General features: G+C 68.7%; 21 protein-coding genes. 6 read left to right on the top strand and 15 right to left on the bottom strand.

Annotated features, from left to right (window positions below; translation table 11 throughout):
* Positions 1 to 1,092 (bottom strand): CynX/NimT family MFS transporter (locus P409_RS06195; protein WP_034833032.1); only part of this gene is annotated, 1,092 nt, incomplete at its 3' end.
* 413 nt (positions 1,093 to 1,505) lie between these two features.
* Between P409_RS06195 and P409_RS06190 the strand changes: the two genes are divergently transcribed.
* Both P409_RS06190 and P409_RS06185 read left to right on the top strand, forming a co-directional pair.
* A complete protein-coding gene (locus tag P409_RS06190) occupies positions 1,506 to 4,241 on the top strand; it encodes a calcium-binding protein (RefSeq protein ID WP_052120089.1) in 2,736 nt (911 codons plus the stop codon).
* Positions 4,242 to 4,549: 308 nt separating this feature from the next.
* Positions 4,550 to 6,175, top strand: coding sequence for a calcium-binding protein (locus tag P409_RS06185; protein WP_052120088.1), 1,626 nt, complete (start codon positions 4,550 to 4,552; stop codon positions 6,173 to 6,175).
* 85 nt (positions 6,176 to 6,260) lie between these two features.
* Here P409_RS06185 and grxD read toward each other — a convergent pair whose 3' ends face one another.
* The 6 genes from grxD to P409_RS06155 all read right to left on the bottom strand — a co-directional run bounded on the left by grxD (position 6,261) and on the right by P409_RS06155 (position 10,462).
* On the bottom strand, positions 6,261 to 6,599 hold the full coding sequence (grxD, locus tag P409_RS06180) for a Grx4 family monothiol glutaredoxin (protein WP_034833022.1): 339 nt from the start codon (positions 6,597 to 6,599) through the stop codon (positions 6,261 to 6,263).
* A gap of 23 nt (positions 6,600 to 6,622) precedes the next feature.
* Complete coding sequence (locus P409_RS06175; protein ID WP_034833020.1) at positions 6,623 to 6,862, bottom strand: BolA family protein; 240 nt, start codon at positions 6,860 to 6,862, stop codon at positions 6,623 to 6,625.
* Between the two features lies 1 nt (position 6,863).
* The gene (purL, locus tag P409_RS06170) at positions 6,864 to 9,089 is read right to left on the bottom strand and encodes a phosphoribosylformylglycinamidine synthase subunit PurL (protein ID WP_034833018.1); all 2,226 of its coding nucleotides are present in this window, start codon (positions 9,087 to 9,089) and stop codon (positions 6,864 to 6,866) included.
* A complete protein-coding gene (purQ, locus tag P409_RS06165; protein WP_034833017.1) occupies positions 9,086 to 9,766 on the bottom strand; it encodes a phosphoribosylformylglycinamidine synthase subunit PurQ in 681 nt (226 codons plus the stop codon). The genes purL and purQ overlap by 4 nt, the downstream gene beginning before the upstream one ends.
* A 55-nt stretch (positions 9,767 to 9,821) precedes the next feature.
* Positions 9,822 to 10,061: a DUF1127 domain-containing protein gene (locus P409_RS06160; protein ID WP_081991312.1), complete on the bottom strand. Its 240-nt coding sequence runs from the start codon at positions 10,059 to 10,061 to the stop codon at positions 9,822 to 9,824.
* A 176-nt stretch (positions 10,062 to 10,237) separates the two neighbouring features.
* The gene (locus P409_RS06155) at positions 10,238 to 10,462 is read right to left on the bottom strand and encodes a hypothetical protein (RefSeq protein WP_034833013.1); all 225 of its coding nucleotides are present in this window, start codon (positions 10,460 to 10,462) and stop codon (positions 10,238 to 10,240) included.
* A 134-nt stretch (positions 10,463 to 10,596) separates the two neighbouring features.
* Here P409_RS06155 and P409_RS06150 point away from each other — a divergent pair, with 134 nt between their 5' ends.
* The gene (locus P409_RS06150; RefSeq protein WP_034833011.1) at positions 10,597 to 11,532 is read left to right on the top strand and encodes a transcriptional regulator GcvA; all 936 of its coding nucleotides are present in this window, start codon (positions 10,597 to 10,599) and stop codon (positions 11,530 to 11,532) included.
* 21 nt (positions 11,533 to 11,553) lie between these two features.
* Here the strand turns inward: P409_RS06150 and P409_RS06145 are convergent, their stop codons facing one another.
* Positions 11,554 to 12,294: a dienelactone hydrolase family protein gene (locus tag P409_RS06145; protein WP_034833010.1), complete on the bottom strand. Its 741-nt coding sequence runs from the start codon at positions 12,292 to 12,294 to the stop codon at positions 11,554 to 11,556.
* Positions 12,295 to 12,507: 213 nt separating this feature from the next.
* Positions 12,508 to 12,729, bottom strand: a complete 222-nt coding sequence (locus tag P409_RS06140) for a DUF1127 domain-containing protein (protein ID WP_034833009.1) — start codon at positions 12,727 to 12,729, stop codon at positions 12,508 to 12,510.
* A 136-nt stretch (positions 12,730 to 12,865) separates the two neighbouring features.
* Here P409_RS06140 and gcvA point away from each other — a divergent pair, with 136 nt between their 5' ends.
* The gene (gene gcvA / locus P409_RS06135) at positions 12,866 to 13,798 is read left to right on the top strand and encodes a transcriptional regulator GcvA (RefSeq protein ID WP_081991309.1); all 933 of its coding nucleotides are present in this window, start codon (positions 12,866 to 12,868) and stop codon (positions 13,796 to 13,798) included.
* A 73-nt stretch (positions 13,799 to 13,871) separates the two neighbouring features.
* Complete coding sequence (locus P409_RS06130) at positions 13,872 to 14,564, top strand: tellurite resistance TerB family protein (RefSeq protein ID WP_152613259.1); 693 nt, start codon at positions 13,872 to 13,874, stop codon at positions 14,562 to 14,564.
* A gap of 52 nt (positions 14,565 to 14,616) precedes the next feature.
* Here P409_RS06130 and purS read toward each other — a convergent pair whose 3' ends face one another.
* On the bottom strand, positions 14,617 to 14,859 hold the full coding sequence (gene purS / locus P409_RS06125; RefSeq protein WP_034833008.1) for a phosphoribosylformylglycinamidine synthase subunit PurS: 243 nt from the start codon (positions 14,857 to 14,859) through the stop codon (positions 14,617 to 14,619).
* Positions 14,856 to 15,623, bottom strand: coding sequence for a phosphoribosylaminoimidazolesuccinocarboxamide synthase (gene purC, locus P409_RS06120; RefSeq protein ID WP_034833007.1), 768 nt, complete (start codon positions 15,621 to 15,623; stop codon positions 14,856 to 14,858). The genes purS and purC overlap by 4 nt, the downstream gene beginning before the upstream one ends.
* A 205-nt stretch (positions 15,624 to 15,828) precedes the next feature.
* Between purC and P409_RS06115 the strand changes: the two genes are divergently transcribed.
* On the top strand, positions 15,829 to 16,161 hold the full coding sequence (locus P409_RS06115) for a DUF1476 domain-containing protein (protein ID WP_034833006.1): 333 nt from the start codon (positions 15,829 to 15,831) through the stop codon (positions 16,159 to 16,161).
* Between the two features lie 61 nt (positions 16,162 to 16,222).
* Here P409_RS06115 and P409_RS06110 read toward each other — a convergent pair whose 3' ends face one another.
* The 4 genes from P409_RS06110 to P409_RS06095 form a co-directional block, all read right to left on the bottom strand.
* Positions 16,223 to 17,059, bottom strand: coding sequence for a carbohydrate ABC transporter permease (locus P409_RS06110; protein WP_034833005.1), 837 nt, complete (start codon positions 17,057 to 17,059; stop codon positions 16,223 to 16,225).
* Entirely contained in the window at positions 17,056 to 17,937 is an 882-nt protein-coding gene (locus tag P409_RS06105; protein ID WP_034833003.1) for a carbohydrate ABC transporter permease, read from the bottom strand. Before P409_RS06105 ends, P409_RS06110 begins: the two co-directional genes overlap by 4 nt.
* Before the next feature lie 77 nt (positions 17,938 to 18,014).
* Entirely contained in the window at positions 18,015 to 19,400 is a 1,386-nt protein-coding gene (locus P409_RS06100; RefSeq protein ID WP_034833001.1) for an ABC transporter substrate-binding protein, read from the bottom strand.
* Positions 19,401 to 19,475: 75 nt separating this feature from the next.
* The coding region (locus P409_RS06095; RefSeq protein ID WP_034832998.1) for a substrate-binding domain-containing protein at positions 19,476 to 19,752 on the bottom strand (277 nt) is incomplete at its 5' end.

Below are 19,752 nucleotides of genomic sequence, written 5' to 3'. Positions count from 1 at the left end.
GGCCAGGGTGTAGCCCACGCCCTGCGACATCGAGGAGAGATGGGCCGCGACATGGGCGTCCGGCGTGCGCAGCACCACCAGGGTCAGGGCCACGGCGAAGGCGGCGCCCTGGCCGATGCCGAGCAGCACGATCCACAGCCAGATCGTGCCCAGCGGCGCGAAGATGCAGCCCAGGAACCCGACGATCGAGAACACCATGCACAGCGCCGCGGCCAGCTTCTGGTCGCGGCCGCGCGTCGCCAGCGACGGCGCCACCAGCGCGGCGGCGACCTGCACCATGATCGAGACCGAGACCATGATCCCGGCGGCCACGCCGTCGATGCCGCGGTCGCGCAGGATCGGCGCCAGCCAGCCGAAGACGCTGTAGGCCAGCGAGGATTGCAGGCCCATGAACAGCGTCACCTGCCAGGCCAGCGGGTCGGTCCACAGGCCGCGCACGGTGAAGCCGGCATGGGCGGCCGGGCCCTGGCGCGGCGGGATCTGCGTCAGCCAGACGATCGCGGCGATGACCGCCGGAACCGCCCAGAAGGCCAGGGCCACGGCCCAGGACCCGTCGGCGGCCCGGGCGAGCGGCAGGGTGGCGCCGGCGGCCAGGGCGGCGCCGGCGCACAGCGCCATGGTGTAGACCCCGGTCATCAGCGGCGCCTTGTCCGGGAAGTCGCGCTTGACGATTCCCGGCAGCAGCACGTTGGTGACGCCGATGCCGGCGCCGGCCAGGATGGCGCCCAGCAGCAGGGCAGGGGTCGTGCCCAGGCCGCGCAGCGCGGTGCCGGCCGCCAGCACCAGCAGCAGCGCTAGCACGGCGCGCTCGGTGCCTAGCCGCCGGCTGATCCGCGGCGCCAGCACGCCGAACAGGCCGAGGCAGACCACCGGCGCGGTCGTCAGCAGGCTGGCGCCGCCGGCGGACAGGCCAGTATCGGCGATGATCTCCTTCAGCACCGGGCCCAGGCTGGACAGAGCCGGGCGCAGGTTGAGCGCGATCAGCACCAAGCTGACGACCAGCAGCCAACCGGTCTTCAGCGGCGTTGCCGGCGTCGGGATGTCGTCGACCTCGGCGTCGATCAGCAGCTCGTCGGAGAGATCATGGGGCACGGCTCGGGCCTCCCGATCCTGCTCGGCTGTCGACACCACGGGCATCCTCCTGGCACGAAACGGCTCCGCGCCGGTCGGCTCCGGGCGGTTGGCCGCCATTCTGGACCGGGGCGGGGCGTCACCGCCCGCCCCACCTCGTCATGCCAGGGTCCAGGGCTCGGCATGACGCGGACCCGGCGGCTGCGGCCGCCGGTCAGAGGCGGATCGAAAAGAGGGGCGGCAAAGATACACATCCTTCCCGAACGGCGCACCCTCCGTTCGGATGATGCCGAACGCCTCGTTTCACGTCAGGCTCGGCGTTCTTCTTCAGGCACGCGGCCCGCCGGCGCGCCCCCGGGCCTCGGCCCGGGCTGATGGCGTTGCGCCGGGGCCGGCCTGGACATCCGGCGATTTGAACAGAAGGCATAGTCACGATGGCGATCATCCCAGGAACCCCCGGCAACGATAATCTGACCGGAACCGCCGGCGCCGACACTATCGACGGCTTGGCGGGCGACGACACCCTGCAGGGATATGCGGGCAACGACATTCTCCGCGGCGGCACCGGCCGGGACTACATGTATGGCGGCGACGGCGACGACCGGATCGAGACCGGTGGCGGCGGCAACGACTACGGTTCGGGCGGCGCCGGCAACGACACGCTGATCGGATCGGCCGATGCCGAGAGCCTCTATGGCGATGACGGCAACGACACCATCACCGGCGCGGCCGGCAACGATTCGCTTTACGGCGGCGCCGGCAACGACAATCTCGGCGGCGGTGACGGCGACGATTACATCGCCACCGGGGTCGGGGTCGATATCGTCGATGGCGGGGCGGGCACCGACACGCTCTATGTCGACCGCGGCACTACCACCGTCGGCGTCACTTTCGTCCTGAACGGCGCGGCCGGCAGCGACGGCAGCCGGGCCATCAACATGGAGGTGATGACCTATTATGCCGGGTCGGGCAACGACACCATCACCGGGGCCGGCGGCAACGACACGATCTACGGCTATGACGGCACCGATGTCCTGAACGGCGCCGCCGGCAACGACAATCTCAACGGCGGCAACGGCACCGACACGCTCGGCGGCGGCGACGGCGACGACAGCCTGTCGGGGAATGACGGCAACGACACCCTCAAGGGCGGCGCCGGCCGGGACTACATGTATGGCGGCATCGGCGACGACCGGATCGAAACCGGTGGCGGCGGCAGCGATTACGGCTCCGGCGGCGACGGCAAGGACACGATGGTCGGGTCGTCCGACGCCGATACGCTGTACGGCGATGCCGGCAACGACACGATCTACGGCTATGCCGGCAACGATTCCCTCTACGGCGGCGCCGACAACGACGCGATCGCCGGCGGCGACGGCGACGACTACATCGCCACCGGCATCGGGGCCGACGTCGTCGATGGCGGGGCGGGCACCGACACGCTCTATGTCGACCGCAGCACCACGTCCACCGGGGTCAGCTTCACCCTGAACGGCGCGGCCGGCAGCGACGGCAGCCGGGCCATCAACATGGAGGTGATGACCTACTATGCCGGGTCGGGCAACGACACCGTCACCGGGGCCGGCGGCAACGACTCCATCTATGGCTATGACGGCACCGATGTCCTGAACGGCGCGGCGGGCAACGACACCCTCAATGGCGGCGCCGGCACCGACACGCTCGCGGGCGGCGACGGCGACGACAGCCTGTCGGGGAATGACGGCAACGACACCCTCCGCGGCGGACTCGGTCGGGATTATCTGTATGGGAATGCCGGCGACGACCGGATCGAGACCGGCGGTGGTGGCAGCGATTACGGCGCAGGCGGCGACGGCAAGGACACCATGGTCGGCTCGAACGATGCCGAAAGCCTGTATGGCGATGCCGGCAACGACACGATCTACGGCTATGGCGGCAACGACTCGCTCTATGGCGGGGCCGACAATGACTCGATCGCCGGCGGCGACGGCGATGACTATATCGCCACCGGGATCGGCGCCGACATTGTCGACGGCGGCGCCGGCACCGACACGCTCTATGTCGACCGCAGCACCACCACCGTCGGCGCCACCTTCGTGCTGAACGGGGCGGCGGGCAGCGACGGCAGCCGCGCCGTCAACATGGAGCTGATGACCTATTACGCCGGGACGGGCAATGACAGTATCGCGGGCGGCGCCGGAAACGATTCCATCTATGGCGGCGATGGGGCCGATGCCCTGAACGGGGCTGCGGGCAACGACAGCCTCAACGGTGGGGCCGGCGCCGATACGGTGGGCGGCAGCACAGGCGACGACAGCCTGTCGGGGAATGACGGCAACGACATCCTCAGGGGTGGCGTCGGCCGGGACTACATGTATGGCGGCGCCGGTGACGACAGGATCGAGACCGGCGGCGGCGGCAACGAATACGGCTATGGCGGCGACGGCGCCGACACGCTGATCGGGTCGGCCGATTCCGAGAGCCTCTACGGCGATGCCGGCAACGACTCGCTCTCGGGGGCGGCCGGCAACGATTACCTCTATGGCGGCGCCGACAATGACGGCCTGCGGGGCGATGCCGGGGCGGATTACATGGATGGCGGCGCCGGCGTCGACACCGTCAGCTATTTCACCGGCTCGGTCGGGGTCGCGGTCAACCTGGCGACCGGCACCGCCAGCGGCGGCGACGCCACGGGCGACACGCTGTACAACTTCGAGAACATCAGCGGCAGCCAGGGCAATGACAGCCTGGTGGGGAACGCCGGCGCCAACGCCCTGCAAGGCTGGAGCGGCAATGACGCGCTGGCGGGGGGCGATGGCAACGATGTGCTCACCGGCGGCGTCGGCAAGGACACGCTTACCGGCGGCGCCGGCGCCGACCGCTTCGTCTACGGCGCCATCGGGGACAGCACGGTCGGGGCCAATGCCGACCGCATCACCGATTTCAGCCACACCCAGGGCGACCGCATCGATCTCTCGGCGATCGACGCCAACACCGGCCTGGCCGGCAACCAGGCCTTCACCTTCATCGGCACCGGCCTGTTCACCCATCATGCCGGCGAGCTGCGCTTCGCCGTCTCCGCGCCCGGCGTCACCACGATCGCCGGCGACGTCAATGGCGACGGCACGTCCGACTTCCACATCCAGCTGACCGGCACGCCGGCGCTGGTGGCGGCGGATTTCGTTCTGTAGGCGCCGGCTCGGGCTCAAACGACAATGCCCGCCCCGGAAGGGGCGGGCATCCTTGTCCTGTGCGGATTTCGAACCATTGCTGCAGGCCCGGTGGCGCCGATGGCGCCGCGCCGCGGAAGGGCCTGTGCCGTTTCAGGTCTGGTTCTCCAGAAGGAATTTAAGTCCATTGTAGGCTGCGTCATCCATTCGGATGACGCCATGGCTCCGGATCCTGGGCTATCTGGAATCATGCGGCTGCGAAGCCGCCTTCCGAAATGATCATCCGCAGTTCCTGAATATCACTTCAATGATATCGAGGAGGATCGGCAATGGCTCGCATCGATGGTGATGACGGTGACAATTCAATCTCCGCGGGATCTGGTGGGGATTCTCTATACGGCCATGGAGGGGACGATGGTCTGCTGGGCGGGGTTGGGGACGATTTCCTCGAGGGCGGGGCGGGGGCTGATTGGCTGCTTGGATGGGATGGGATTGATACGATCGACTATAACGGCAACGCCGGGGTCTATGTCACCCTGGGGTATGACGACTATTGGGGCTACGGCTTCGGCGGGGATGCCGAGGGCGATCTGATCTTCGGTGTCGAGAACATTCAGGGGACCGGATCCTTCGACGACACCTTGATCGGGTCGCCGGTCGACAATGTTCTCTCGGGCTATGGCGGCAATGATTTCCTTGTCGGCAGCGGCGGCAACGACACGCTGAATGGCGGCTCAGGCGACGATTTCCTCGAGGGCGGTGCCGGGGCCGATGCCATGAATGGCGGCTCCGGCATCGATACGGTGAACTACGCCTACGGCAGCGTGGGGATCTTCCTCGGCCTCGACGGCTTCACCTGTGTCGGCGGCGATGCCGCAGGCGACCGGCTGTTCGGGATCGAGAATGTCCGGGGAACCTATGGCGAGGACACGCTGGTCGGAAACGACGCCGTCAACGTGTTCTACGGCAACGGCAGCGCCGACTATCTGGCCGGCTATGGCGGCGCCGATACGCTGCGGGGCGACTATGGCAACGACTATCTGGTCGGGGGCGCCGGGGCCGACATCCTGATCGGCGGCGACGGTGTCGACACCGCCTCCTACTACGACAGCGGCACGGAGGTGTTCGTGCTCGTCGACTCTTCCTATGAGGGCGACGCCACCGGCGTCGGGGAGGGTTATGGCGGCGATGCCGAAGGCGATCGGTTGTACGAGATCGAGAATCTCGAAGGCAGCCGCTTCGGCGACGCCCTGATCGGATCGGCCTACGACAACGTCCTGTCCGGCCTGGCCGGCAACGACACCCTCTATGGCGAGGCCGGCAACGACACGCTCGACGGCGGCAACGGCGACGACGTGCTGCAGGGCGGGGCCGGAGCAGACATGCTGGTCGGGGGCAACGGCGTCGATACCGTCGACTACTCGGGTGCGGTCGGCGTCTCCGTTGCTCTGAGCGCCGGCTTCGCGGTGTTGGGCGAGGCGGAAGGCGATCGCTTCGCGGGCATCGAGAATGTCGCCGGGACCTTCCAGCGTGACATCCTGACCGGATCTGCCACGGACAACCTCCTCTGGGGGCGGGGTGGCGACGATGCCCTGGTCGGGCTGGGCGGCAAGGATACCCTGACCGGCGGGGCCGGTGCGGATCGCTTCGTCTATGGTGCCGTCGCGGAAAGTGAGGTCGGGGCCAATGCCGACCGGATCACCGATTTCAACCATGCCGAGGGGGACCGCATTGACCCGTCCGCGATCGATGCCAACACCGCCGTGGCCGACAACCAGGCGTTCACCTTCATCGGCAACGCGGCTTTCACCCACCATGCCGGCGAGCTGCGCTTCGCCGTGCTCAGCCCCGGCGTGACCGCGATCGCCGGCGATGTCAACGGCGACGGCGTGTCCGACTTCCATATCCAGCTGACCGGCACGCCGGCCCTGGTGGCGGCGGATTTCCTGCTGTAGCAGCCGGCTCGGGCTCAAACGACAATGCCCGCCCCCAGAGAGGGGGCGGGCATCTTGTCTGACGCGGATGGCCTTGGGGCTGGTCTCAGCCCTGGGCGGCGACGGCGACGCCCTTGCCCTCGAGCAGTTCCTGCAGCTCGCCGGTCTGGTACATCTCGCGAATGATGTCGCAGCCGCCGACGAACTCGCCCTTGACATAGACCTGCGGGATGGTCGGCCAGTTCGAGAATTCCTTGATGCCCTGGCGCAGGCCGGGGTCGGTCAGGATGTCGATGCCCTTGAACGGCACGCCGAGATGGGTCAGCACCTGCACCACGGCGGCGGAGAAGCCGCACTGCGGGAACACCGGGGTGCCCTTCATGTAGACGACGACGTCGGTGCCGGCGATGTCGTTGCGGATGCGCTCGAAGACGGGGTTGTCCATGGGGGGTACTCGCTGGCTGAGGGTCAGGCTTCGGCGGCGATCGAGGTGTGCAGCATCAGCGCGTGCAGCTCATTGCCCATCCGGCCGCCCAGGGCCTGATAGACCATCTGATGCTGCTGCACGCGGCTCTTGCCGGCAAAGGCGGGGCTGGTGACATAGGCGGCGTAGTGGTCGCCGTCGCCGCGCAGATCCTCGATCCGCACCTCGGCGCCGGGCAGGCCATCCTTGATCAGGCGGACGATCTCCGCCGGGTCCATCGCCATCTCACGCTTCTCCAGCCTGGACGATATCGGTCATGTAGCCGGGCAGCCACGCCTCGTTGACGCGGCGCAGCTCAGCCACGGATATGGCACTGCCGTCCTTGCGCTTCAACACATCGCCGCCGGTGCGGCCGATGATTTGCGCCGGCACGCCCGCGGCCCGGGCCCGCGCCAGCAGCGCCTCGCCATCGGCTGTGGTGACCAGATAGCGGCCCTGGTCCTCGCCGAACAGCAGCCCGGCCTCGGCCGGCAGATCCACCGTGGCGCCGATCCGCCCGGCCATCGCCATCTCCGCCACGGCGACATAGAGGCCGCCATCGGATAGGTCGTGGCAGGCGGTGGCCGTGCCGTCCTGGATCAGCGCGCGGACGAGATCGCCATTGCGGCGCTCGGCCGCCAGATCGACCGGCGGCGGCGCGCCATCCTCGCGGCCATGGATCTCGCGGGCGTAGAGCGAGTCGCCGACATGGCCCTGGGTTTCGCCAATCAGGACAATGGCTTCGCCGGCGGCCTTGAAGCCCAGCCGGACATGCCGCCCGCCGGCCTCGATCAGGCCGACGCCCCCGATCGCCGGGGTCGGCAGGATGGCCTCGCCCGAGGTCTCATTGTAGAGCGAGACATTGCCGGAAACGACCGGGAAATCAAGCGCTTCGCAGGCTGCCTTCATGCCCTGGATGCAGCCGACGAACTGGCCCATGATCCGCGGCTTCTCGGGGTTGCCGAAGTTCATGTTGTCGGTGATCGCCAGCGGCCGGGCGCCGGTGGCGGTCAGGTTCCGCCACGCCTCGGCCACGGCCTGGGCGCCGCCGGCCTCGGGGTCGGCGTAGCAGTAGCGCGGCGTGCAGTCGGTGGTGATGGCCAGGATCTTGCCGGTGCCGTGCACCCGCACCAGCGCCGCGTCGGCCTGGCCGGACAGGGCGACGGTGTCGGCGCCGACCTGGCTGTCATACTGCTCCCAGATCCAGCGCTTGGAGGCGAGGTCGGGGCAGGCCAGCAGGCGCGTCAGCACCGCCTCCGGCGTTTCCGGCAGGGGCAGGGACGCGGCCGCGATCTCCGGCTGCTTCGGCGTCGGCTCCCACGGCCGGGCGTAGTTCGGCGAGGCGTCGACCAGCTCCGCCACCGGCATGTCGGCCCAGGTCCGGCCGTGCATCTTCAGCACCATGCGGCCGGTGTCGGTGACCCGGCCGATGACGGCGAAGTCGAGCTCCCATTTGCGGAAGATCGCCTCGGCCTCGGCCTCGCGGCCGGGCTTCAGCACCATCAGCATCCGCTCCTGGCTCTCCGACAGCATGATCTCGTACGGGACCATGCCGGTCTCGCGCTGCGGCACGTGGTCGAGGTCCAGCTCGATGCCGCAGCCGCCCTTGCTCGCCATCTCGACGGAGGAGGAGGTCAGGCCGGCCGCGCCCATGTCCTGGATGGCGACGATGGCGTCGGTGGCCATCAGCTCCAGGCAGGCCTCGATCAGCAGCTTCTCGGTGAAGGGGTCGCCGACCTGCACGGTCGGGCGCTTCTCCTCCGACGCCTCGTCGAACTCGGCCGAGGCCATGGTGGCGCCGTGGATGCCGTCGCGCCCGGTCTTGGAGCCGACATAGACCACCGGGTTGCCCACGCCGCCGGCGGCCGAATAGAAGATCTTGTCGGTCGAGGCCACGCCCACGGTCATGGCGTTGACCAGAATGTTGCCGTTGTAGGAGGCGTGGAAGTTGGTCTCGCCGCCCACCGTCGGCACGCCGACGCAGTTTCCGTAGCCGCCGATGCCCTCGACCACGCCGGCCACCAGGTGCCGGGTCTTCGGGTGGTCCGGGCTGCCGAAGCGCAGCGCGTTCATGTTCGCCACCGGCCGCGCGCCCATGGTGAACACGTCGCGCAGGATGCCGCCGACGCCGGTCGCCGCGCCCTGATAGGGCTCGATGAAGCTCGGGTGGTTGTGGCTCTCCATCTTGAAGATGGCGGCCTGGCCGTCGCCGATGTCGATCACGCCGGCATTCTCGCCGGGGCCGCAGATCACCCAGGGGGCGGTCGTCGGCAGCTGCTTCAGCCAGCGGCGCGAGGATTTGTAGGAGCAGTGCTCCGACCACATCACCGAGAAGATGCCGAGCTCGGTCAGCGTCGGCATCCGGCCCATGATCGTCTGGGTCAGGGCGAACTCGTCGGCGGTCAGGCCGAATTCGGCCGCCAGCGCCTGGGTGACTTCCGGTTCCTGGGGGGCGTTGGACGGTTCGGTCATGAAAGGATCTGCGCCAGGCCTTCGAACATGGCGCGGCCGTCGGAATTGCCGTGCTCCGGCTCCGCGGCGCGCTCGGGATGGGGCATCATGCCGAGCACCCGCCGGTTCTCGGACAGGATGCCGGCGATGTCATTCAGGCTGCCATTCGGGTTGCCGCGGCCGTCCTCGTCGGCGATGTAGCGGAAGGCGACGCGGTCCTCGTCCTCCAGCCGCTTCAGCGTGTCCGGGTCGGCGAAGTAGCAGCCGTCATGGTGCTGGATCGGGATGCGCACCGTCTGCCCGGCATTGTAGCCGCGGGTGAACGGGCTGTTCGAGGTCTCGACCCGCATCGCCACGGTGCGGGAGACGAATTTCAGGCCGGCATTGCGCAGCAGCGCGCCGGGCAGCAGCCCCGCCTCGGTCAGGATCTGGAAGCCGTTGCAGATGCCGATGGTCGGCACGCCGCGAGCCACCGCCTCGCGGATCGCGCCCATGATCGGCGACTGCGCCGCCATCGCGCCGGAGCGCAGATAGTCGCCATAGGAGAAACCGCCGGGAATGGCGATCAGGTCGGTCGGCGGCAGCTCGGTGTCGCGGTGCCAGACCATGTGGGTCGGCCGTCCGGTCGCGTGGGAGAGTGCCACGGCGAGGTCTCGGTCGGCGTTCGATCCCGGGAAGACGATGACGGCGGCTTGCATGGCCGGGATGTAGCGGTCCCGCCGGGCCTTGGCAAGGGCGGCGCAGGATGTGCTGTCATGCGCGCCAGAAGGGTTTCAGCGCTTCCGCCAGCGCCTCGTCCCGGCACAGCCCGATATCGTTGAGCATGCGGCTGTCCAGCATCCGAAGCTGGCGCCGGGTCTGGTGACGGAACGACCACCGGGCCAGATGACCGGCCACGGCGCCTCCGAGCCGGCTCAAGCCGCCACGCCGTCGATCGCTCGCACTATCGGCTGCGCCGCTGCGCGCGCCGCGGTCCGCAACTGACAGGGTCATGGTCGTCTCCATCGCGGGTTGATGAGACTCGACCCTATCGCCTCCGGCAGTCGCCGCGTGTCACCCGGGATACACCGGGCGGTGTCCTCAGGAGGACGGATCCCGGCTCCTTCGGCAATGAAAAGGCCGGATCCGCGGCGGATCCGGCCCGAGGTGGCTCAAAGGCAGGGTAAAGGCTACAGGCGGAGAAGCAGGTCGCGCGGGTCGCTGGCGGGCGCCGGCCCGTCGACGCCGATGTCGCGCAGCATGTGGTCGTCAAGCGCCTCGATTGGCAGCCGAGGGAGGCGGCGCGCCCCCAGCGCGGATGCGGCGGCGCCGATCAGGGCGCGCAGCCCGGAACGGCTGGCCGGCACGGAGGCGCGAGGCTGGATGGCGGCGTGGTCGGTGCAGGCGGTCGTCATGGCATTTCCCTTTCCGGCGGGGCGTTCATTCGGTCGTCGGGAATGCCTTGATGATCGCGATCTGGAGAACAAACCGCAAACAGGATATTCTCGTGGATGGGATAAGAGAATCTATCGAGCCGATGAGGGAACCTATGCGCCGTCGCCTGCCACCGCTGAACGGCGTCCGCGCCTTCGAGGCTGCGGCCCGTCACGAGAGCTTCACCCGCGCCGCCGAGGAGCTGGCGGTGACCCAGGCGGCGGTCAGCCAGCAGGTGCGCCGGCTGGAGGACTGGCTGGGCGCCAAGCTGTTCGACCGGACCGAGGGCGGGCTGGAGCTGACCGACACCGGCCGGGCCTATCTGCCGGTGCTGCGCGACGCCTTCGACGCCATCGCCGAAGCCACCGCCCGGATCCGGCCGCCGCCGCATTCCGGCATCCTCACCGTGTCGGCGATCCCGTCCTTCATCCGCAAATGGCTGGTGTCGCGGATGCCGTCCTTCAACGAGCAGCAGCCGGAGATCGACGTCAATCTCGACGCCGAGGGCCGGCTGGTCGATTTCAGCCGCGAAAATGTCGACTGCGCCATCCGCTTCGGCAGCGGCGCTTGGGAAGGCGTGGTGGCGGAGAAGCTGTTCTCCGAGGACACCTTCCCGGTGTGCAGCCCGGCGCTGGTCGAGGCCGGGCTGTGCCAGCTGGAGGATCTGCGCCGCTTTCGCCTGCTGCACGACGAGACGCTGGTGCAGTGGAAGCACTGGCTGCGGGCGGCGGGGATGGAGGATCTCGGCTGGGTCCGCGGCCCGCGGACCCAGGATTCGGCCCTGCTGATCCAGATGGCGATCGAGGGGCAGGGGGTGGCGCTGGCCCAGCGGGTGCTGGTGATGGACGACCTGCGCGCCGGCCGGCTGGTACGGCCGTTCTGGCAGTCGCTGCCGCGTGATCATCTGAAGAGCGACTACGCCTACTATTTCGTGGCGCCGCCGAGCGCCCTCAACCGCCCGCTGGTGCGGGCCTTCCGCGACTGGCTGTTCGCCGTCGCCGCCGAGGCCGAGGCGTCGCCGGAGGAGCCGATGACCCTGCCGGCGGCGTGACCACCGCCGGCAGGGGCCGGCTCAGGCCAGCGCCTCGGCGAAGAAGGTCAGCAGCCGCTTCCAGTGCCGCTCGGCGCCGGTCTCATTGTAGACGCTGTGGTCGGGCACCGCCCAGCCATGCGCCATGCCGACATAGTTCTCGATGATGTGGTCGACCTCGGCCCGGCGCAGGGCCTCGGCCAGGCGCGCCGACTGCTCCGGCGGGAAGCTGTTGTCGACGCCGGCGACGCCGACATAGACACGACCCTTGATCTTCTCCGCCAGCAGATGCGGGCTGTCGGCCGCCTCGCTGGCCAAGCCGCCGCCATGGAAGCTGGCCGCCGCGCCGATCCGGTCGGCATAGGCAGCCGCGGCCGTCAGGGCGCGGGCGCCGCCCATGCAGTAGCCGACGGCGCCGATCGGGCCCGCGACCTTCTCCGCATCGAGCGCGTCGATGAAGGCGGCGGTGTCGCGCCGGGTCATCTCCTGGCTGGTCTCGCGCAGCATGGTCATGATCTGCCCGCGCGCCGTCTCGTCGCCGAAGGAGGCGCCGGTGAACGGGCCGTACGCGCCGAACCGGTAGAACAGGTCCGGCAGCAGCACGACATGGCCCGAATCGGCCAGCCGCTGCGCCATCCCGGCCAGCGAGGCCCGCGGGCCCATCGCGTCCATGTAGAGGATGACGCCGCGCAGCGCCTTGCCGCCGGCAGCGGCGCCGTCGGGGTGGAACAGCGCCGCCTTGGCCGTCCCGTCCGCGGTCTTGATCTGAAGGTCGCGCCTCATCTGCCCATCCCTTGTCTCGGTTCGCCCCGGCCGCAAGGGCGCGCATGCCGTCGCCGGCCCGGCGGGCTGCCGGGGCCGGCGACGCAATCCGGAGAGAGTCGGCCGTGCGAAGATCATAGGATGGGTCCGCGGGGCGCCGAAGCCTTTCAGCACGGCCCGCCCCCGAGCGGCGCGCAGCCCCGCCATCGGCGAGACGGCACGAAGCGGCCGGACTCACTCCCGCCAGAACGGCTTGCGGCGCATGGTCTCGACCTGGTCGCGGCGCAGGCCGAGATCGAGCAGAGTCTCGTCGTCCATGCGTTGCATCCGGCCGCGGGCCTGGATCCGGGCGCACCACAGCGCCGGCAGGGCCGCGATGCGGCGGAGCAGGGACAGGAGGGGCGAGGGCCGCCGCCGGGATGCGGGGCGGGGCTCGTCGATGCAGCAGCTGGTCATTGGCTACGGTCCTGATCGGGGTTGCAGATCAGGGGTCGACCCGTGCCTGTAAGATCGGTCCTGGCGGCCGCGGCCGCAAACGGGATAGTCTGGCCCTAGCCCAATAAAAACTTGGCCTATGGCCGGGAGGCGGGACTTGGCATGGCGGTTGCCGCCGCTGAACGGCGTGCGGGCCTTCGAGGCGGCGGCGCGGCATCGCAGCTTCACCCGCGCCGCGGCCGAGCTGTCGGTGACCCAGGCGGCGGTCAGCCAGCAGGTGCGCCGGCTGGAGGAGTGGCTGTCGGTCCGGCTGTTCCACCGCCGCGAGAACAGCCTGGAACTGACCGAGGCCGGCCGCGTCTACCTGCCGCTGGTCAGCGCCGCCCTCGCCGGCATCGCCGACGCCACGGCGCAGATCGCGCCGGGCCGCGCGGCCGGCGTGCTGACCATCAGCACCACCCCGTCCTTCGCGGCGAAATGGCTGACGGCCCGCCTGCAGGGCTTCACCTCGGCGCATCCGGATATCGACGTCAACGTCACGGCGTCGCTGCACCGCGTGGACCTTGAGGGCGGCGAGGCGGATTGCGCCATCCGCTGGGGCCAGGGCGGCTGGGAGGGGCTGGCCTGCGACAGGCTGTTCGCCGACGACACCTTCCCGGTCTGTAGCCCGGCGCTGCGCGACGGGGCGCCGGGGTTGCGCACGCTCGACGACCTGCGCCGGCACACGCTGCTGCACGACCAGTCGCTGGCGCCCTGGCGCGACTGGCTGCGCGCCGTTGGGATGGCGGATGTCGACTGGGTGCGCGGGCTGCGGATCAGCGACTCGTCGCTGGCGATCCAGGCGGCGGTGGAAGGGCAGGGGGTGGCGCTGGTCGTGTTTTCGCTGGCGGCCGACGACTTGGCGGCGGGGCGGCTGGTACGGCCGCTCGACCTTTCGGTGCAGAGCCTGGCCAGCTACCACTTCGTCGCCACGACGCGGTCGCTGCGCCGGCCGATGGTGCGGGCGTTCCGCGACTGGATCGTCGCCGCCGCGGCCGGCACCATCCGGGTGCCGCGGGAACCGGACATGTCGTCGCGCCCGGCCGATTGAGCGCCCGCCGGCCTTGCCGGGCGCGGCCGGGCGGGCCATCTGCCATCCGGTGTAACGACCGGAGGACAGGCGCGTGATCGACCCGAAGAAGCTGTTCGAGGATTTCCTGGGCGGCGTCAAGCAGCCCGGCGGCAAGCCCTCCGGCTTGTCCGGCAATCTCGGCACGCTGGCCACCGGCGCCGTCGGCGGCGGGCTGATCGGCCTGCTTCTCGGTTCGAAGAAGGTCCGCAAGTTCGGCGGTTCGATGCTCGGCTATGGCGGCGCCGCGGTGCTCGGCGGCCTGGCCTACAAGGCTTGGCAGGACTGGTCGGCCAACCGGGCGCCGGCCCCGGCCCAGCCCCCGGCGCAGCAGCCGATCCCGCTGCCGCCGCCGCGCAGCCCATTCGACCTGGAGACGCAGAGCGCCGTCGGCGGCGGCGACGCGCGGATCGCGGTGGTGCGGGCGATGATCGCCGCGGCCAAGGCCGACGGCCATATCGACGCGACCGAGCAGAAGGCGCTGTTCGACCGCATCGGCCAGCTCGGCCTCGGCACCGAGGAGAAGGCCTTCGTCATGGACGAGCTGGCGAAGCCGCTCGACATCGCCGCCATCGCGGCCCTGGCGGCGACGCCGGAGCAGGCGGCGGAGATCTGGCTGGCCTCGCGGCTGGCGATCGACGCGGACGACCCGCGCGAGAAGGCCTATCTCGACGACCTGGCGGCGCGTCTGAAGCTGCCCGAGGGGCTGGCGGCCCATCTCGAGGCGCAGGCCTCCGCGGTGGTGTGACGACCCCCTGGATTGCCGGGTCAAGGCCGGCAATGACAAAGGGGGAGCCGCCTCAGGCGACGACGTCGATCGTGTAGCTCTCGGTGACCGGGTTGGCCAGCAGCTTGCGGCACATCTCGTCCAGGCGCGCCTTGGCCTGGGCGGCGTCGGCGGCGGCGATCTCGACCTCGATCACCTTGCCCTGCCGCACCTCGCCGACCTCGTCGAAGCCGAGGCCCTGCAGGGAGTGACCGATCGCCTTGCCCTGGGTGTCCAGGACACCGGGCTTCAGCATGACGTGGATGCGGGCTTTCATGGGGCGACCTGGTTCTCGCGGATGTCGACGACACTTCCTTCCGGCAGGATGCCGAGGCGCCGGGCCACTTCCTGATAGGCCTCGAGGACGCCGCCGAGATCCTGGCGGAAGCGATCCTTATCGAATTTCTCGTTGGTCTGCACGTCCCACAGGCGGCAGTTGTCCGGGCTGATCTCGTCGGCCAGGACGATGCGCATCTCGTCGTTCTCGTCGTAGAGACGGCCGAATTCGAGCTTGAAGTCGACGAGCTTGAGGCCGATGCCGAGGAACAGGCCGGTGAGGTAGTCGTTCACCCGCAGCGACAGCGACACGATGTCGTCGAGGTCCTGGGCGTTGGCCCAGCCGAAGGCGGTGATGTGCTCCTCCGACACCATCGGGTCGTTGAGCTCGTCCGATTTCAGGTAGTACTCGATGATCGAGCGCGGCAGCGGCGTGCCCTCGGGCACGTTGAAGCGCTTGGAGAACGACCCCGCGGCGATGTTGCGCACCACCACCTCGAGCGGGATGATCTCGACCTCGTGGATCAGCTGCTCGCGCATGTTCAGGCGGCGCATGAAATGCGTCGGCACGCCGATCTCCGACAGGCGGGTCATCAGGTACTCGGAGATGCGGTTGTTCAGCACCCCCTTGCCCGAGATCACCGCCTTCTTCGTCCCATTATGCGCCGTCGCATCGTCCTTGAAGTACTGGACGATCGTGCCGGGCTCCGGTCCTTCGTAGAGGACCTTGGCCTTGCCCTCGTAGATGCGCCTGCGGCGGCTCATGTCGAAACGTCCACGGTGATGCCAACAAAAAGGGTCGGGGCGTCCGGCAGGACGTCCGCGTCCGCGCACATATAGCAAGCGCACGTCTGCTAAACAATTGCACGCTCCCTATTGCCTCGGGGGTGACCGCGGCGCCCAGAGTCGCTATATCCTGCGCCATGATGCGACGTGCGCCCGCGGCCGCGGGCAGGTGGAAGGACACGGCATGACGACGTTCGACTCGCGGGGCCAGGCTTTCGAGGCGGAGTTCCAGCACGACCAGGAGCTCCTGTTCCGGATCCAGAATCGGCGCAACAAGCTGCTGGGCCTGTGGGCGGCCGAGCTGCTGGGCAAGACCGGCGCCGACGCCGAGGCCTATGCGAAGGAGGTCATCATGTCCGACTTCGAGAAGCAGACCGACGAGGACGTGCACGACAAGGTCTATGCCGACCTGAAGATCCACGACGTCGACCTGTCCGACCACCGGCTGCGCAAGAAGATGGACGCGCTGCTGGCGGTGGCGCGGCAGCAGATCATGACCGAGGCGACGCCGAAGTAAGAGCGCCGATAGGTCCGAACGGGAAGGGCGGCCTTGGGGCCGCCCTTTTTCGTTCCTGCCGTCAGCCCTTCACCGCTCCCGCCGTCAGCCCGCTGGTCATGGCGTTGCGGAAGACGTAGTAGATCACCGCTGGCGGCACGGCGTAGATCAGCCCGGTCGCCATCAGCAGGTTCCACGGGGAATCGTCGGCCGACAGGAACAGGCCCAGCCCGACCGACAGCGGCGCCGCCTTCTCGCTGGACAGCAGCAGGAAGGCATAGAGATACTCGTTCCAGGCCAGCAGCAGGGCGTAGATGCCGATCGCCACCAGGGTCGGGCGCATCAGCGGCAGATAGACCATGCGGAAGATCTGCAGCGGCTTGGCGCCGTCCATGATCGCCGCCTCGTCCAGCTCGCGCGGCAGCTTGTCCGAGGCCTGCTTCAGGACCCAGATGGCGTAGGGCGAGGCCAGGGCGATCATCGCCAGGATCAGCGCGGTCTGGGTGTCGAGCAGGCCGTAGGAGCCCATGGTCTTGTACATCGGCACGGCCAGGAAGGCGGCCGGGATCAGATAGGTGGCCAGCGCCATATTCATGATATGGCGGCCGCCCGGCACGCGCAGCCGGCTGATCGCGAAGGCGGCGCAGGTGGCGACGAACAGGGTCGCCACCCCGGTGGTGACGGCGATGAAGAAGCTGTTGCCGAGCTGCAGCCAGAAATTGCTGAGATAGTAGTGCTGCTGCCGGAACACGGTGAGGAAGTTGGAGAAGGTCGGGTGCTCCGGCCACAGCGTGCCGGCCAGCACCGCATCCTGCGGCGAGATCGCCAGGACGAACAGGTGGTACAGCGGCACCACGGTCCACAGCACCACCGGGATGGCGATCAGGATCAGGGCCGCCTCGTTGAGCCAGCGCTTCATGCCTCGCCTCCCTTGGACAGGCGCTTCACCATGACGAAGACCAGCGGCAGGATCAGCGGCATGGCGACGATGATCGAGGCGACGCCGAGATCGAGATTGTTGTTGCGCAGGTAACGGATGCCGAGCGTTGCCAGCACCTGGGTGCTGTCGTTCGGGCCGCCGCCGGTCAGCAGGTAGACGCTGTTGAAGTCGCCCAGCGTCCAGATCGTCGACAGGATGGTCGAGGTGACGTAGAGCGCCGCGACCGACGGCCAGGTGACGAAGCGGAAGCGCTGCCAGCGCGAGGCGCCGTCGACCGCCGCGGCCTCATACAGGTCGCGGGCGATGGCCAGGCGCCCGGTCAGCAGGATCAGGGTCCAGAACGGCAGCGATTTCCAGATATGGACGACGACCGCGCCGAAGAAGGCCAGCCACGGGCTGGTCAGCCAGGGCGGCCCCTCGAAGATGTCGAACAGCTGGAACAGCTGCTGGTTGATCATCCCCGTCTCGGGGTTGAGCATGACCCGGAACGACAGGATGGTTGGGATCGACGGCACCGCCCAGGGCAGGATGAACAGCACCAGCAGCAGCCGGATCCACCAGCGCGGCACTGCGAAGAATCCGGACAGGCCAAGCGCGATCACCATCTTCACATTCACCGCGATCAGCAGGAACAGGATGGTGTTGACCGCCGCGGTCAGGAAGATCGGGTCGGCGAACAGGCGGCGGTAGCTGGCCGGGTTGGCGCCGAGATAGAGGCCGTAGCCGACCGGATAGGCCACCAGCACCAGGAACACGGCGATATAGGGGATGAGCAGGATCGCGCCCCAGGTCGCCCAGGTGCGGCGGTGGCTGCCGCGGGCGGCGGCCGGGGTCGCATGGATCGTGGTCGCGGTCATCGGCTGGATCCTCTCTGAGCAGGGGCTGCGGCCCGGCCCGCGCGGCGTTGCGCGCGGGCCGGGCCGGCAGGTCGGTCCTAGCCAGCGATTTCCTTGATCCGGGCGATCATCTCATCGACCGCCTGGTCGGGCGAGACTCCGTCCTGGACCACGCGGTTCAGCGCCTTGGCCCAGACATTCTCCGCATTCACCGTGGTGAAGTGGTAGTTGTAGACGAAGGGAAAGGGCACGGTGCCCTCGGTGAACTGCTTCGACACCACGGCCCGGTGCGGGTCGCTGCCGTCGGTCCAGAACGGCCGGGCTGCGCCGGACTTGGTCACCGGGTACCAACGCCCGACCGAGCCCTCGACGAAGGGCGTCAGGTTCTCGTCCTTCATCATGAAGGCCATGAACTCCTTGGCCCGGGCCTTGTTCTTGGAATCGGCGAAGATCACCGCGGTCTTGGTCGCCGCCAGGTTCGGCAGCGTCCCGCCATCCGGCTTCTTCGGGAACAGGGTGGTGCGGATGTTCTCGTCGTAGTTCTTCTTCGCCTGGGCCCGCTGCTCCTCGGTCAGCGTCTGGTTGGTCGAATCGTCCAGGTGCTTGCTGGGGATCGAGATCGTGGCGTTGTGGGTCAGCACCGTGGTCTTGTTGTGGAAGTTCACATTGTTGTCGGTGTCGAGCCAGTTGACCGAGGAGGGCGGGGTGCAGCCGCGGGTGAAGATCGAGCTGTAGCTCTTCACCGCCTCGATCATGGCCGCCCGGTTCTCCGGCTGGTCGAGCACGATCTTGCCGGTCTCGTCGACGATCTTGACGTTGTAGGCGTTGGCCCAGGTCAGGAAGCTGAAGAAGGTGTCGGAGGCGGCCACGCTCATCGGCTGGCCGATGGCGTAGATCCGCTTGCCCTTCTTGCGCAAGGCGCCCTGCACCTTGTCGCACCAGAAGTCCCAGTACTCGTTCCAGGTTCCGGGAATGTCGGCCTCGCTGAAGCCGGCGTCCTGCAGCATGTCCTTCCAGTAGAAGATGTGCATGGTCTGGCGTTCGATTGGGAAGGCGTAATAGGCCTTCTGCCCGGTCTTGCCGTTCATCAGGAAGGTGGTGGCCAGTGCGTCGGGCTGGAACTGGTCCTTGATCGGATTGATGACGTCGCTGACATCCTCCAGCCGGCCCTCATAGGCCCATTGGCCGGTGGTGCGGAAATCATAGGTGGTGCAGTAGCCGACATCCGGCGGCGTGCCGGCCTCGACCGCCGCGACCGACTTCACGATGCAGTCCTCGGTCGAATACAGCGACAGCTCGACCTTGACGCCGGTGGCCTTCTGGTACCGGTCGATCAGGGCCAGCAGGGCGTCGTCCTCGCCCTTGTAGAACCCCTTGGTGACCCAGACGGTGAGGGTGTCCTGCGCCTGGGCGGGCAGGGTGGCGGCGAGGCCGAGGGTCAGGGCACAACCCGCCATGAGGTGGCGGAGACCGATCTTGGGCATGGAACTTCTCCCAGAGCTGAGGTTGGGGTGCGGCTTCTGCCGTCTTGATGGTGGCTTCCAGGGCAGCGGGAAGGGTCAGGCGCGGCCGGGCCTCCTGGCCGTTGAGCCCCGCTCGACGATCTCGAAACCGACATCGATCACCCGGGGCGGTGCCGGCGCGCCGTCCCGGGGCTCGAGGACGCGCAGCAGCAGCGCGCCGACGCGGCGGCCGATGTCTTCGGCGTCGATCCGCACGGTCGACAGCGCCGGCACGCATTGCCCGCCGATCTCGAAATCGCCGAAGCCGAGGATCGAGACCTGGTCCGGCACCGCGATGCCGCGGCGATGGCACTCCATCAGCGCTCCGACGGCG

Origin of the sequence: Inquilinus limosus MP06 (assembly GCF_000767795.1) — a bacterium.
GTDB classification, from domain to species: domain Bacteria; phylum Pseudomonadota; class Alphaproteobacteria; order DSM-16000; family Inquilinaceae; genus Inquilinus; species Inquilinus limosus_E.
Note: the sequence above shows the minus strand (reverse complement) of the source record. Positions and strands in the feature narration are given on the sequence as shown.

Bases quoted from the DNA above. Each gene is read 5' to 3' on its own strand.
- P409_RS06190 (WP_052120089.1), top strand. From the start codon at position 1,506: ATGGCGATCATCCCAGGAACCCCCGGCAACGATAATCTGACCGGAACC.
- P409_RS06185 (WP_052120088.1), top strand. From the start codon at position 4,550: ATGGCTCGCATCGATGGTGATGACGGTGACAATTCAATCTCCGCGGGA.
- grxD (WP_034833022.1), bottom strand. From the start codon at position 6,599: ATGGACAACCCCGTCTTCGAGCGCATCCGCAACGACATCGCCGGCACC.
- P409_RS06175 (WP_034833020.1), bottom strand. From the start codon at position 6,862: ATGGCGATGGACCCGGCGGAGATCGTCCGCCTGATCAAGGATGGCCTG.
- purL (WP_034833018.1), bottom strand. From the start codon at position 9,089: ATGACCGAACCGTCCAACGCCCCCCAGGAACCGGAAGTCACCCAGGCG.
- purQ (WP_034833017.1), bottom strand. From the start codon at position 9,766: ATGCAAGCCGCCGTCATCGTCTTCCCGGGATCGAACGCCGACCGAGAC.
- P409_RS06160 (WP_081991312.1), bottom strand. From the start codon at position 10,061: ATGACCCTGTCAGTTGCGGACCGCGGCGCGCGCAGCGGCGCAGCCGAT.
- P409_RS06155 (WP_034833013.1), bottom strand. From the start codon at position 10,462: ATGACGACCGCCTGCACCGACCACGCCGCCATCCAGCCTCGCGCCTCC.
- P409_RS06150 (WP_034833011.1), top strand. From the start codon at position 10,597: ATGCGCCGTCGCCTGCCACCGCTGAACGGCGTCCGCGCCTTCGAGGCT.
- P409_RS06145 (WP_034833010.1), bottom strand. From the start codon at position 12,294: ATGAGGCGCGACCTTCAGATCAAGACCGCGGACGGGACGGCCAAGGCG.
- P409_RS06140 (WP_034833009.1), bottom strand. From the start codon at position 12,729: ATGACCAGCTGCTGCATCGACGAGCCCCGCCCCGCATCCCGGCGGCGG.
- purS (WP_034833008.1), bottom strand. From the start codon at position 14,859: ATGAAAGCCCGCATCCACGTCATGCTGAAGCCCGGTGTCCTGGACACC.
- purC (WP_034833007.1), bottom strand. From the start codon at position 15,623: ATGAGCCGCCGCAGGCGCATCTACGAGGGCAAGGCCAAGGTCCTCTAC.
- P409_RS06115 (WP_034833006.1), top strand. From the start codon at position 15,829: ATGACGACGTTCGACTCGCGGGGCCAGGCTTTCGAGGCGGAGTTCCAG.
- P409_RS06110 (WP_034833005.1), bottom strand. From the start codon at position 17,059: ATGAAGCGCTGGCTCAACGAGGCGGCCCTGATCCTGATCGCCATCCCG.
- P409_RS06105 (WP_034833003.1), bottom strand. From the start codon at position 17,937: ATGACCGCGACCACGATCCATGCGACCCCGGCCGCCGCCCGCGGCAGC.
- P409_RS06100 (WP_034833001.1), bottom strand. From the start codon at position 19,400: ATGCCCAAGATCGGTCTCCGCCACCTCATGGCGGGTTGTGCCCTGACC.